Here is a 12,040-nt window from a genome sequence, read left to right on the forward strand (position 1 = left end):
GGGGTCATAACATTCAACATCATCGTTGTCTGTTACACCGCTTTCGCGAGCAAGCCCGCTCCCACATTGGACTTGCTTTGACGCACAGACCGCTTATTGAACGGTTGGAGTCTCGCCAGCCGCCTGCATGCGCTGCAGCTCTTGTGCGTACAGCGCGTCGAAGTTCACCGGGGCCAGCATCAGCGCCGGGAACGAACCGCGGGTGACCAGGCTGTCCAGGGTTTCGCGAGCGTACGGGAACAGGATGTTCGGGCAGAACGCGCCGAGGGTGTGGCTCATCGAAGCGTCGTCGAGGTTCTTGATCAGGAAGATCCCGGCCTGTTGCACTTCAGCAATGAACGCCACTTCGTCGCCGTTCTTCACGGTGACGGACAGGGTCAGCACGACTTCGTGGAAGTCGCCTTCCAGAGCCTTTTGACGGGTGTTCAGATCCAGACCGACGCTCGGTTCCCACTGCTGGCGGAAGATGGCCGGGCTTTTCGGTGCTTCGAAGGACAAGTCACGTACGTAGATGCGCTGCAAGGAGAATTGCGGTGCGGTTTCTTCTTCGCTAGCTGCAGTGTTCTGTTGGTCAGTCATCTCAGATCCTTTCTGATCTTGGGGTCTTATAGGGAAGGCATTCAGGCCTTGAGCATCGCGTCGAGCTTGCCGGCGCGCTCAAGGGCGAACAAATCATCACAACCACCCACGTGGGTGCTGCCGATCCAGATCTGCGGCACGGACGTACGTCCGGCCTTCTGAGCCATGGCGGCACGCACCTGCGGCTTGCCATCGACCTTGATCTCTTCGAAGGCCACGCCTTTGTTCTCGAGCAGGTACTTGGCTCGCGAACAGTAAGGGCAGTAATCGCTGGAATAGACGACGACGTTGCTCATTTCACTTCACCAGCGGCAGGTTGTCGCCTTTCCAGCTGGAAATACCGCCGGAAAGCTTGGCGGCGGTGAAACCGGACTTCATCAGTTCGCGGGCATGAGTGCCAGCAGTCTGGCCCATGGCGTCGACCAGGATGATGGTCTTGGCCTTGTGCTTTTCCAGTTCGCCGACGCGAGCGGTCAGTTTGTCGTGAGGAATGTTCACCGCGCCAACAATGTGACCGGCGGCGAAGTCCTTGGTCGAACGAATGTCGATCACAACGCCCGCGTCCTTGTTGACCAGCCCGGTCAGTTCACCGGTGCTCAGGCTGCGGCCGCCGCCTTGCATCTGATAAGCGATCAGCAACGCCAGCAGTACGACGAAGATACCGACGAGCAGATAGTGGTTAGTGGCAAATTCAATCAGGTGAGCAACCATCGAAGGAGGTTCCAGGGCGTTAAAATGTCGGCCAGTATACACAGCCACTATGGTGGGCCAAACCCCGTCCGGCGGTGACGCCGTCGGAACTTAGCTTTAAACTGCCACTCCCTTTTCCATCGCCCTCTTTTAACTCAGCCACGAGTGGAATCCATGACTACCACGCCTAAACCTTTGGTCCTGATTATTCTCGACGGCTTCGGTCACAGTGAGAGCCCTGAATCCAACGCCATCTTTGCGGCGAAGAAGCCCGTGCTGGACCGTCTGTGGGCCACCGTGCCGAACGGCCTGATCTCGGGCAGCGGCATGGATGTCGGCCTGCCGGATGGCCAGATGGGCAACTCCGAAGTCGGCCACATGAACCTCGGCGCCGGCCGCGTGGTGTATCAGGACTTCACACGCGTAACCAAATCGATCCGCGACGGCGAGTTCTTCGAGAACCCGACCATCTGCGCCGCTGTCGATAAAGCCGTTGCTGCCGGCAAAGCTGTGCACTTCATGGGCCTGCTGTCCGATGGCGGCGTTCACAGCCACCAGGATCACCTGGTTGCCATGGCTGAACTGGCTTTCAAGCGCGGCGCCGAAAAAATCTATCTGCACGCCTTCCTTGATGGTCGCGACACGCCGCCGAAAAGCGCTCAGTCGTCCATCGAACTGCTGGATGCGGCCTTCCAGGCCCTCGGCAAAGGCCGGATCGCCAGCATTATTGGCCGTTACTTCGCCATGGACCGTGACAACCGTTGGGACCGCGTGTCCCAGGCTTACAACCTGATTGTCGATGGCAACGGCGAATTCAACGCCGCCACCGCTCAGGAAGGCCTGCAAGCCGCGTACGAACGCGGCGAGAGCGACGAATTTGTCAAAGCCACCAGCATCGGCGAACCGGTGAAAGTCGAAGACGGCGACGCCGTGGTGTTCATGAACTTCCGCGCCGACCGCGCCCGTGAATTGACCCGCGTATTCGTCGAAGACGATTTCAAGGAATTTGAACGTGCCCGCCAGCCAAAACTGGCCGGTTTCGTCATGCTGACCCAATACGCCGCCAGCATTCCTGCGCCGTCGGCCTTCGCCGCAGGCAGCCTGGACAACGTGCTGGGCGACTACCTGGCGAAAAACGGCAAGACCCAGCTGCGCATCGCCGAAACCGAGAAGTATGCCCACGTGACCTTCTTCTTCTCCGGTGGTCGCGAAGAACCGTTCCCGGGCGAAGAACGCATCCTGATCCCGTCGCCAAAAGTCGCCACCTATGACTTGCAGCCCGAGATGAGCGCCCCGGAAGTCACCGACCGCATCGTCGATGCCATCGAAAACCAGCGTTACGACGTGATCGTGGTCAACTACGCCAACGGCGACATGGTCGGCCACAGCGGCGTGTTTGATGCGGCAGTAAAAGCTGTTGAATGCCTCGACCTGTGCGTTGGCCGCATCGTCGATGCACTGGAAAAAGTCGGCGGCGAAGCGCTGATCACTGCCGATCACGGCAACGTCGAGCAGATGTCCGATGAGGCCACCGGCCAGGCGCATACCGCCCACACCACCGAACCGGTGCCGTTCATCTATGTCGGCAAGCGCGACTTCAAGGTTCGCGACGGCGGCGTGCTGGCGGATGTGGCACCAACCATGTTGAAACTGCTAGGCCTGGAACAACCGGCTGAAATGACCGGGACTTCGATTCTGGTGTAACCCGCCTCTTCAAACACCGCCATACCCTGTGGGAGCGGGCTTGCTCGCGAATGCGGCGGGTCAGTCGACATCAACGTTGCCTGACACACCGCATTCGCGAGCAAGCCCGCTCCCACACTGGTTTGTGGGTGTTTTGGGGTCCAGTCATCACACAGCCCCAATTGGGCATTTTTTTTGCCACGCTTGGCGGGCATACTAGGCTGTCCCTTTCCCTGGTGTCGCCCGCCTCTATGCTTCGCGTCCTGATAGCCCTTGCTCTGACATGCCTGCTCCAACCGGCCTTTGCTGACGAGCGCGCGCAAACCCAACAACAGTTGGACGCCACGCGTCAGGACATTACCGAGCTGAAAAAACTGCTGGGTAAGCTCCAGGAAGAAAAATCCGGTGTGCAAAAAGACCTCAAGGGCACCGAGACCGAGATGGGCAAGCTCGAGAAGCAGGTCGAAGCCCTGCAAAAAGAGCTGAAGAAAAGCGAATCCGAGCTGCAGCGACTCGATGCCGAGAAAAAAAAACTCCAGAGCGCGCGGATTGAACAGCAACGACTGATCGCCATTCAGGCCCGCGCGGCCTATCAAAACGGCCGTCAGGAGTACTTGAAGCTGCTGCTCAACCAGCAGAACCCGGAAAAATTCGCCCGCACCCTCACCTATTATGACTACCTGAGCCAGGCCCGCCTGGAGCAGCTGAAGAATTTCAACGAAACCCTGCGCCAACTGGCCAATGTCGAAAAAGACATCGCCATGCAACAGGCGCAATTGCTGGTGCAGAAAAGCAGCCTCGACAGCCAGCGCGACGAACTCGACAAAGTCCGCAAGGAGCGTCAACAAGTCCTGGCCAAGCTCAGCGACGACGTGAAGGCCCGCGATCAGAAACTGGCAGCCCGCGAGCAGGATCAGGCAGACCTGTCTAAAGTCCTTAAAACCATTGAAGAAACCCTGGCCCGTCAGGCCCGTGAGGCAGAAGAAGCGCGGCAAAAAGCGCTGATCGCCCAGCAGGAAGCCGAAAAAAAGCGTTTACGTGAGGCTCAGGCTGCAGCAGATGCAGACGCCACTGATGCCCCACGCAAACCCGTTAAATCGACACCCGGCGCATTGGTTTCAAGTTCAGGCGAGACCTTTGGCGGCCCCTTTGTTTCAAGCCGGGGAAAACTTCCCTGGCCAGTCGATGGTCGACTGCTGGCACGCTTTGGCGAAACCCGTGGCGACGACGCCCGCACCAAGTGGGACGGCGTGATGATCAGCGCCTCCGCCGGCAGCCAGGTGCACGCCGTGCATGGCGGTCGCGTGGTGTTTGCCGACTGGTTGCGAGGCGCCGGGCTGCTGGTGATTCTAGACCACGGCAACGGTTTTTTGAGTCTTTATGGTCACAACCAGACGCTGCTCAAGTCTGCGGGTGACGTGGTAAAAGCCGGTGAGTCCATCTCCACTGTCGGCAACAGTGGCGGGCAGGACACGCCAGCGCTGTATTTCGCTATTCGTCAGCAGGGTCACCCGAGTGATCCGGCGCAATGGTGTCGTGCGCAAGGATAAGTACGCCATCTACTTCAGGAGTTCGTTCGACATGCTGCATTTGTCCCGCCTTACCTCGCTGGCCCTGACGATCGCCCTGGTGATCGGCGCGCCTCTGGCGTTCGCCGCTCAACCGGCCCCGGCAGTCGCGCCTGCGGGCACTGCTGCGACCACCAAGGCGCCATTGCCGCTGGAAGAGTTGCGCACCTTTGCCGAGGTCATGGATCGGATCAAGGCCGCCTATGTCGAACCGGTGGACGACAAGACCCTGCTGGAAAACGCGATCAAGGGCATGCTCAGCAACCTCGACCCGCACTCCGCCTACCTGGGCCCGGAAGACTTCGCTGAATTGCAGGAAAGCACCAGCGGTGAATTCGGCGGCCTGGGCATCGAAGTGGGCGCCGAAGACGGTTTCATCAAGGTGGTTTCGCCGATCGATGACACCCCAGCTTCCAAGGCTGGCATTCAGGCCGGCGACTTCATCGTCAAGATCAATGGCCAGCCGACCCGCGGCCAGAGCATGACCGAAGCCGTGGACAAGATGCGCGGCAAGATCGGCCAGAAAATCACCCTGACCCTGGTGCGCGACGGCGGTGCACCGTTCGACGTGACGCTGGCCCGCGCCATCATTCAAGTGAAGAGCGTGAAGAGCCAGCTGCTGGAATCCGGCTACGGCTACATCCGCATCACCCAGTTCCAGGTCAAGACCGGCGACGAAGTCTCCAAGGCCCTGGCCAAGCTGCGCAAAGACAACGGCAAGAAGCTCAAAGGCATCATCCTCGACCTGCGTAACAACCCGGGCGGCGTGCTGCAAGCGGCGGTGGAAGTGGTCGACCACTTCATCACCAAAGGCCTGATCGTTTACACCAAGGGCCGTATCGCCAACTCCGAGCTGCGCTTCTCCGCCACCGGCAAGGACGAGAGCGAAGCCGTGCCAATGGTCGCGCTGATCAACGGCGGCAGCGCCTCGGCCTCGGAAATTGTCGCCGGTGCCTTGCAGGATCAGAAACGCGCGGTGGTCATGGGTACCACCAGTTTTGGCAAAGGCTCGGTACAAACCGTCCTGCCGCTGAACAACGAACGCGCACTGAAGATCACCACGGCGCTGTATTACACGCCGAACGGCCGCTCGATCCAGGCTCAGGGCATCGTCCCGGACATCGAAGTGCGCAAGGCCAAGATCACCAACGAACAGGACGGCGAGTACTTCAAGGAAGCCGATCTGCAAGGTCACCTGGGCAATGGCAACGGCGGCGCCGACAAACCGACCAGCTCCAGCGGCAAAGCCAAGGCGATGCCGCAGGATGACGACTACCAATTGGCCCAGGCCTTGAGCCTGCTCAAAGGGTTGAGCATCACCCGCGGCAACTGAGATGCGCTTTGCGCTCATCCTCGGCTTGCTGTGCTGTCTGGTGGGAGCTGCTCATGCAGCCTCCACCGAGACGGCGACAACCCCACACAAGGCTTACCTGAGCCTGATCATCGATGACCTCGGGCAAAACCTGCCACGCGACCGCCGCGTGCTGGCGCTGCCCGGGCCGGTGACCACAGCGATCATGCCTGACACACCCCACGCCACCGAATTCGCCCGCGAAGCCCATCGCGCCGGCAAGATCGTCATCCTGCACATGCCCATGGACCCGGCCACCGGTCCGTTTGCCTGGCATCCCGACTTACCCATCGAAGAGCTTGAGAAACGGCTGAACGCAGCGTTTAAGGTCGTGCCCTACACCGCGGGGATCAACAACCACATGGGCAGTCGCATGACCTCTCAGCGCCCGGCCATGGCCTGGCTGATGGCGGACTTGCAGCGTCGGCACAAGCTCTTCGTCGACAGCCGCACCAGTGCGCAAACCGTGGCGGCCGCCGAGGCGCAGAAGATTGGTTTGGCCAGCGTTTCGCGGGATGTATTCCTGGATGACGAGCCCACTGAAGCCACGATTTTTACTCAGCTACAGACGGCTATCAGCCTGGCGCGCAAGCAGGGTTCTGCGGTGATGATCGGGCATCCGTATCCGCAGACATTAGCGGTGCTTGAACGTGAATTGCCCAAGCTCAAGGCTCAGGGCATTGACTGGATCGACATCAAACAGATGATCAGCGTGCGCGGCAATCGTGCAACGGCAGCGCACGGCAAGGATGGCCAGTACCGCCTCCCGATCGCCCGATAATTCCTCGCAGCCCACTCCATTTCGCGATAACTATTTATACCTGCCGGTACACCGTCGCGTGCCACGATAGCGCTCACCCTGAATTTCATCACCAAGGAATGGACATGAAATACCTCAGCTTCTTCTGCTTCGCAGGCCTGATTGGCCTGCTGGCCATTTCCGCAGTGCAGGCCCGCGATCTGGGCGAAGGCGTCGTCAACGACTCACCGTCAAGGGCACTGCAAAACAGAGAACATCTTTATGAAATCTGGAGTGGCGTGGGACTTCTCAGTCTCCAATCGGGCGCGACCTGCGGCGCCGCTCTACTGGATACGCGAAACAGGCAAGGCCGAGCCACCGGCCCTGCTTACCTGCTCACCAGCGGTCATTGCGTGTTGTTTCAGTACGGTTCGGCGCGGACCAATCTGCCGTTGAAAGCCAGCGTCACCTTTCACTACTTTCATGACATGCCACAGCGTAAGCGCCAATACGCCATCCGGACTGCCCGATGGAGCAGTCTGGTCGGGACCGATCTTGCAGTACTGGAGGTCGATGCAACATTGGCGTCGCTGATACAGGCCGGGGTCAACCCGCTCAAGCTGGCGTCCCATCAAACCAACGAGAGTCATGATGCGCTTAACATTGGCGCGCCGAGAGGCTTTACCGAACAAGGGCTTCGATTGAGTGCCTGCGCTGAACAAACCGCCGGAACGTTCATCGATCACCCTGGGGTGTTCCCTTTGGCCATGAAAAACAGCTGCGACCTTCGCCCTGGCAGCTCCGGCAGCCCGATGCTGAACCGCCGCACCAATGAAATCACCGGCATCGTCAGTAAAGTCGTGAGTTCGCGCAATACACCAGCGCCGCCTGGCTGTGAACACTCGACGTCCTGTACGGCTGCCCGTTTCAACTACAGCTACTCTGCCAACTTTCTACACAACTGCTTTATTGACGGTGTCTTCACCAGCGATGGGGCGAACTGTTCGTTGGAGCCGGTCGAGCTGACGGTCACGGAACCCTGGAAGCTCAAGTCATACGTTCATAGAACGCAAAACGCGGATGAGCAGATCGTATTGCCTACGTGGGACTTCAGGTTCTCCCTCGAGGCGCCCTTCTATCGCTACAAAACGGTCCATAAGGCCAGGGACTGCAAAGCTTCCGACAATTACAGCGCCGCCATCAGCGCTGAAGATGCTTACATCAATAGTGAAATCGGGCCACAAAGCGGCGCACATGCACTTTGTATTATCAGCGTCAGTTCCGGTGAACAGCACCTGACTAGGGCGATGTTGAATAACGTGTTTACAAGTGCCGTGTACTTGAGCGCGACGCCGGCCGCTCCGTCTCAGGTTGTATCGAAGTGAGGGTTACAGATACTTCGCCATGATGTCGTCCACCACGCCTTCCTTTCGTAGCTGATCCAGCGCAGCTTGCAGCTTGGCCACGACGTCATCCGGCACGTCCTTGTTCAACGCCAAGTATAACTCGGCGCTGTTGAAGCGCAGCACCGTCTTGAGCCCGGTTACCCCGTCCTGGCGCGCCAGATAGCGCCCGGCGGGGTCGCCGGTAGCCCACAGGTCGATCTGGCCGTTGACCAGTTTTTTTGCGTTGTCCTGATCCCGCAGCACAACAATCGGCTTCAGCCCTTGCTTGGCCAATGTCTCGGCAATCGCATCGCCCTTGTAGGCGCCGATCTTGTATTTGCGCGCCTGCTCCAGCGACTCAAGGCTGATCTTGCTATCGGCCTTGGCCAGCATGATCCAGTCATCCGGCCCGATCGGGCCAACCCACTTGAACAGGTTCTCGCGATCCGGCAACCGCGCCATCACAAATACGCCGTAACCGGGTTTCTCCAGGGCGAGCTTGTAGATTCGCTCCCAAGGGAAACGCAACGTCAGGCTGTAAGTGACTTCGGCGCGTTTGAACATCTCGCGGACGATGTCCACGGCGATGCCATTGATGTTCTCGCCCTGAGCGAAGTTCTTGCCGTTCTTCGCCATGTTGTAGGGGGGGAAATTTTCAGTCAGCAACACCAGGCCGGTGTCGGGACTTTCTTCGGCGTGAACTCCGTTGATGAACAACAGAGAAGCGCTGGCGAGGACAAGAAGAAGGCGTTTAAGCATGTCTGGCTACCGAGATCCATGGCGTACCCAAGAGTGCCCTGAGCCCGCCATGCTGTCCACTGGCCTGTATCGGTTTGTTTAGCGCATCACGATGCCGCGATGAGCCATGTAGGCCTTGGCTTCCTGCACGGTGTATTCGCCGAAGTGGAAAATACTCGCCGCCAATACCGCACTGGCGTGGCCTTCGATAATGCCGTCGGCCAAATGCTGCAGATTGCCGACGCCGCCGGAGGCGATCACCGGAATACCCAATGCATCGCTGATCGCGCGGGTAACGCCCAGATCGAAGCCGTTTTTCATGCCGTCCTGATCCATGCTGGTCAGCAGGATTTCGCCGGCACCCAGGCCTTCCATCTTCTTCGCCCATTCAACGGCGTCGAGACCGGTAGGCTTGCGACCACCGTGGGTGAAGATTTCCCAGCGCGGGGGTTCGCCCGGCAGTGAAACCTTCTTGGCGTCGATGGCGACGACGATGCACTGCGAACCGAAATGCTGAGCCGCTTCACCGACGAATTCCGGGTTGAACACCGCAGCCGTGTTGATCGAAACCTTGTCCGCGCCAGCATTGAGCAAGTTGCGAATGTCCTGCACGGTACGCACACCGCCACCCACGGTCAGCGGGATGAACACCTGGCTGGCCATGCGTTCGACGGTATGCAGCGTGGTGTCGCGACCGTCGACGCTGGCGGTGATGTCGAGAAAGGTAATCTCGTCGGCACCTTGCTCGTCGTAGCGACGGGCGATTTCCACCGGGTCGCCGGCGTCGCGAATGTTCTCGAACTTGACGCCCTTGACCACCCGGCCGTTATCCACGTCCAGGCAAGGGATGATGCGTTTGGCCAGCGCCATGGTCAGTCCTCAGCCTTTGTACGAATCGCAGAAAGCTTGCGCTTCAGCAACGTCGAGGGTGCCTTCGTAAATCGCCCGGCCGGTGATGGCGCCGATGATGCCTGGCGCCTTCGCGTCGAGCAGCGACTTGATGTCACCCAGATTGTGGATACCGCCCGAAGCGATGACCGGAATTTTCGTCGCGGCAGCCAGCGCAGCGGTGAACGGTACATTGCAGCCCTGCATCATGCCGTCTTTGGCGATGTCGGTATAAACGATCGCGGACACGCCATCAGCTTCGAATTGCTTGGCCAGGTCGATCACCTGAATGGTGCTGATTTCAGCCCAGCCGTCAGTGGCGACAAAACCGTCTTTGGCATCCAGACCCACGATCACTTTGCCCGGGAACGCGCGGCAGGCTTCGGCGACGAAGGCCGGATCTTTCACGGCTTTGGTGCCAATGATTACGTAGCTCACGCCCGCTTTCACGTAGTGTTCGATGGTTTCCAGGGAACGGATACCGCCGCCGATCTGGATCGGCAGGTTCGGGTAGCGCTTGGCGATGGCGGTGACCACTTCGCCGTTGACCGGCTGGCCTTCGAAGGCGCCGTTCAGGTCGACCAGATGCAGACGACGGCAGCCGCCCTCCACCCACTTGGCAGCCATGCTCACCGGGTCATCGGAGAACACCGTGGAATCTTCCATGCGGCCCTGGCGCAGACGAACACAGGCACCGTCTTTAAGATCGATAGCGGGAATAATCAGCATCTGGCAAACCTTCAAATTCGATTGTTCAGCTTCGCTCGAAAATCAGTTTTTCTCGAGCGCCCACAGGTCGCTTTCGATGCTTTCGAACCTCTCTTTGAGGTGCGTCTGCACATCGAAAATCGCCCTGTTGTAATAGTGCGGCGCAATTTCACGGGTAAACAGCTCAAGGATTTCAGCCGCTTCGAACGAACCCAGGTCCAGTTCGAAGCGATCTTCCATAAAGCGTTTGATCTTGTGATTGGCCTCGCTCTCCTGTTCGGGAGTGAGGGTCAGGATCGGCGGCTTCTTCTTGACGGCCATTTACCAGCGACCATCCCACGCGGCGAAGTTCTGCAGCAATTGCAGGCCATGGGTATGGCTCTTCTCCGGGTGGAACTGCACGGCGAAACGCGAGCCATCGGCCAGCGCCGCAGCGAAATCGACACCGTAGTGACCACCACCCACCACTTGCCGCGCATTGCCGGCAGCGATGTAGTAGCTGTGCACGAAGTAGAATCGCGCCAGGTCCGGAATGTCGTGCCACAGCGGGTGACTCACCTTCTGCTTCACTTCGTTCCAGCCCATATGCGGGACTTTCAGGTGTTCGCCGTCTTCGTGCAGGTCTTTGCCGAAGAACTTCACCGCGCCCGGAAACAGGCCGATGCAGTCGACGCCGTCGTTCTCTTCACTGGTGTCGAGCAAGGCTTGCATGCCGACGCAGATGCCGAGGAACGGGCGGTCCTGGCTGACTTCACGCACCAGCGAATCGAAGCCCAGGCGACGGATCTCTGCCATGCAATCGCGAATCGCGCCGACGCCGGGGAATACCACCCGGTCGGCTTCGCGAATCACGTCGGCATCGCTGGTGATCAAGACCTTGCCGGCACCGACGTGCTCGAGGGCCTTGGCCACCGAGTGCAGGTTGCCCATGCCGTAATCGATAACCGCGACCGTCTGCATTACAGAACGCCTTTGGTCGATGGCATCTGACCGGCCATGCGGTCATCCAGCTCTACCGCCATGCGCAGGGCGCGGCCGAAAGCCTTGAACACGGTTTCGATCTGGTGGTGAGTGTTGGTGCCGCGCAGGTTGTCGATGTGCAGGCTGACGAGCGCGTGGTTGACGAAGCCCTGGAAGAATTCCTGGAACAGGTCAACGTCGAAGCCGCCAACGGTGGCACGGGTGTAGGGAACGTGCATCTGCAGGCCAGGGCGGCCGGAGAAGTCGATCACCACGCGCGACAGCGCTTCATCGAGCGGCACGTAGGCGTGGCCGTAGCGACGGATGCCTTTCTTGTCGCCGATGGCTTTGGCGAAGGCCTGACCCAAAGTGATACCGACGTCTTCCACCGTGTGGTGGTCGTCGATATGCAGGTCGCCCTTGCTGACAATATCCAGGTCGATCAGCCCGTGACGGGCGATCTGGTCCAGCATGTGCTCAAGAAAAGGAACACCGATATCAAATCGGGCCTTTCCGGTGCCATCCAGGTTGATCGAGGCTTTGATCTGGGTTTCCAGAGTGTCGCGCTCGACTGACGCCTTACGTTCGGCCATCACCAGCTCCGCAAAATCATTGGGCGAAAAAGGCAACCATTATAGGGGCGCGGGGCAGAAACAGAAACACGATACGTGATATCCCTGACGGGCTGAACCCCATGCTGTCGGGGATAGACATGTCCATACAAGCCAGCAAAACACGGATTCTGTGCCTG

At 59.3% G+C, this 12,040-nt stretch carries 14 protein-coding genes; 5 read left to right on the forward strand and 9 right to left on the reverse strand.

Features of this window, described 5'->3' with window-relative positions; genetic code table 11:
* Positions 1-93: 93 nt before the first annotated feature.
* From secB to ACSQ87_RS29915, 3 genes are read right to left on the reverse strand one after another with little or no spacing between them, the layout of a single operon-like run.
* Complete coding sequence (secB, locus tag ACSQ87_RS29905) at positions 94-579, reverse strand: protein-export chaperone SecB (protein ID WP_007949026.1); 486 nt, start codon at positions 577-579, stop codon at positions 94-96.
* A gap of 41 nt (positions 580-620) precedes the next feature.
* A complete protein-coding gene (gene grxC / locus ACSQ87_RS29910) occupies positions 621-875 on the reverse strand; it encodes a glutaredoxin 3 (protein WP_008149430.1) in 255 nt (84 codons plus the stop codon).
* Position 876: 1 nt separating this feature from the next.
* Complete coding sequence (locus ACSQ87_RS29915; RefSeq protein WP_008149429.1) at positions 877-1,290, reverse strand: rhodanese-like domain-containing protein; 414 nt, start codon at positions 1,288-1,290, stop codon at positions 877-879.
* A gap of 153 nt (positions 1,291-1,443) precedes the next feature.
* Between ACSQ87_RS29915 and gpmI the strand changes: the two genes are divergently transcribed.
* The 5 genes from gpmI (at position 1,444) to ACSQ87_RS29940 (ending at position 7,995) form a co-directional block, all read left to right on the forward strand.
* Complete coding sequence (gpmI, locus tag ACSQ87_RS29920; protein ID WP_223431152.1) at positions 1,444-2,973, forward strand: 2,3-bisphosphoglycerate-independent phosphoglycerate mutase; 1,530 nt, start codon at positions 1,444-1,446, stop codon at positions 2,971-2,973.
* A 230-nt stretch (positions 2,974-3,203) separates the two neighbouring features.
* Positions 3,204-4,502 carry a murein hydrolase activator EnvC family protein gene (locus ACSQ87_RS29925; RefSeq protein WP_436274966.1) on the forward strand — a complete coding sequence of 433 codons (1,299 nt, stop codon included), beginning with the start codon at positions 3,204-3,206 and terminating at the stop codon, positions 4,500-4,502.
* Between the two features lie 31 nt (positions 4,503-4,533).
* Complete coding sequence (locus tag ACSQ87_RS29930; RefSeq protein WP_223433217.1) at positions 4,534-5,853, forward strand: S41 family peptidase; 1,320 nt, start codon at positions 4,534-4,536, stop codon at positions 5,851-5,853.
* Position 5,854: 1 nt separating this feature from the next.
* Complete coding sequence (locus ACSQ87_RS29935; RefSeq protein WP_436274967.1) at positions 5,855-6,652, forward strand: divergent polysaccharide deacetylase family protein; 798 nt, start codon at positions 5,855-5,857, stop codon at positions 6,650-6,652.
* A 104-nt stretch (positions 6,653-6,756) separates the two neighbouring features.
* Positions 6,757-7,995 (forward strand): trypsin-like serine peptidase, encoded by a 1,239-nt coding sequence (locus ACSQ87_RS29940; RefSeq protein ID WP_436274968.1) that lies wholly within the window; start codon positions 6,757-6,759, stop codon positions 7,993-7,995.
* 3 nt (positions 7,996-7,998) lie between these two features.
* Here the strand turns inward: ACSQ87_RS29940 and ACSQ87_RS29945 are convergent, their stop codons facing one another.
* From ACSQ87_RS29945 to hisB, 6 genes are all read right to left on the reverse strand, one after another.
* Positions 7,999-8,754: a substrate-binding periplasmic protein gene (locus ACSQ87_RS29945; RefSeq protein WP_436274969.1), complete on the reverse strand. Its 756-nt coding sequence runs from the start codon at positions 8,752-8,754 to the stop codon at positions 7,999-8,001.
* 78 nt (positions 8,755-8,832) lie between these two features.
* Positions 8,833-9,603: an imidazole glycerol phosphate synthase subunit HisF gene (gene hisF / locus ACSQ87_RS29950; protein ID WP_436274970.1), complete on the reverse strand. Its 771-nt coding sequence runs from the start codon at positions 9,601-9,603 to the stop codon at positions 8,833-8,835.
* 9 nt (positions 9,604-9,612) lie between these two features.
* Positions 9,613-10,350, reverse strand: coding sequence for a 1-(5-phosphoribosyl)-5-[(5-phosphoribosylamino)methylideneamino]imidazole-4-carboxamide isomerase (hisA, locus tag ACSQ87_RS29955; RefSeq protein WP_033058290.1), 738 nt, complete (start codon positions 10,348-10,350; stop codon positions 9,613-9,615).
* Between the two features lie 42 nt (positions 10,351-10,392).
* A complete protein-coding gene (locus ACSQ87_RS29960) occupies positions 10,393-10,650 on the reverse strand; it encodes a DUF2164 domain-containing protein (protein ID WP_008005317.1) in 258 nt (85 codons plus the stop codon).
* Positions 10,651-11,289 (reverse strand): imidazole glycerol phosphate synthase subunit HisH, encoded by a 639-nt coding sequence (gene hisH, locus ACSQ87_RS29965; protein WP_095127563.1) that lies wholly within the window; start codon positions 11,287-11,289, stop codon positions 10,651-10,653.
* Entirely contained in the window at positions 11,289-11,882 is a 594-nt protein-coding gene (gene hisB, locus ACSQ87_RS29970) for an imidazoleglycerol-phosphate dehydratase HisB (RefSeq protein WP_003218037.1), read from the reverse strand. The genes hisH and hisB overlap by 1 nt, the downstream gene beginning before the upstream one ends.
* Between the last annotated feature and the right edge of the window lie 158 nt (positions 11,883-12,040).

Origin of the sequence: Pseudomonas sp. LjRoot277, assembly GCF_964253845.1 — a bacterium.
Lineage (GTDB): Bacteria > Pseudomonadota > Gammaproteobacteria > Pseudomonadales > Pseudomonadaceae > Aquipseudomonas.

Coding starts and splice junctions, on each gene's coding strand:
- secB (WP_007949026.1), bottom strand. CDS start 579: ATGACTGACCAACAGAACACTGCAGCTAGCGAAGAAGAAACCGCACCG.
- grxC (WP_008149430.1), bottom strand. CDS start 875: ATGAGCAACGTCGTCGTCTATTCCAGCGATTACTGCCCTTACTGTTCG.
- ACSQ87_RS29915 (WP_008149429.1), bottom strand. CDS start 1,290: ATGGTTGCTCACCTGATTGAATTTGCCACTAACCACTATCTGCTCGTC.
- gpmI (WP_223431152.1), top strand. CDS start 1,444: ATGACTACCACGCCTAAACCTTTGGTCCTGATTATTCTCGACGGCTTC.
- ACSQ87_RS29925 (WP_436274966.1), top strand. CDS start 3,204: ATGCTTCGCGTCCTGATAGCCCTTGCTCTGACATGCCTGCTCCAACCG.
- ACSQ87_RS29930 (WP_223433217.1), top strand. CDS start 4,534: ATGCTGCATTTGTCCCGCCTTACCTCGCTGGCCCTGACGATCGCCCTG.
- ACSQ87_RS29935 (WP_436274967.1), top strand. CDS start 5,855: ATGCGCTTTGCGCTCATCCTCGGCTTGCTGTGCTGTCTGGTGGGAGCT.
- ACSQ87_RS29940 (WP_436274968.1), top strand. CDS start 6,757: ATGAAATACCTCAGCTTCTTCTGCTTCGCAGGCCTGATTGGCCTGCTG.
- ACSQ87_RS29945 (WP_436274969.1), bottom strand. CDS start 8,754: ATGCTTAAACGCCTTCTTCTTGTCCTCGCCAGCGCTTCTCTGTTGTTC.
- hisF (WP_436274970.1), bottom strand. CDS start 9,603: ATGGCGCTGGCCAAACGCATCATCCCTTGCCTGGACGTGGATAACGGC.
- hisA (WP_033058290.1), bottom strand. CDS start 10,350: ATGCTGATTATTCCCGCTATCGATCTTAAAGACGGTGCCTGTGTTCGT.
- ACSQ87_RS29960 (WP_008005317.1), bottom strand. CDS start 10,650: ATGGCCGTCAAGAAGAAGCCGCCGATCCTGACCCTCACTCCCGAACAG.
- hisH (WP_095127563.1), bottom strand. CDS start 11,289: ATGCAGACGGTCGCGGTTATCGATTACGGCATGGGCAACCTGCACTCG.
- hisB (WP_003218037.1), bottom strand. CDS start 11,882: ATGGCCGAACGTAAGGCGTCAGTCGAGCGCGACACTCTGGAAACCCAG.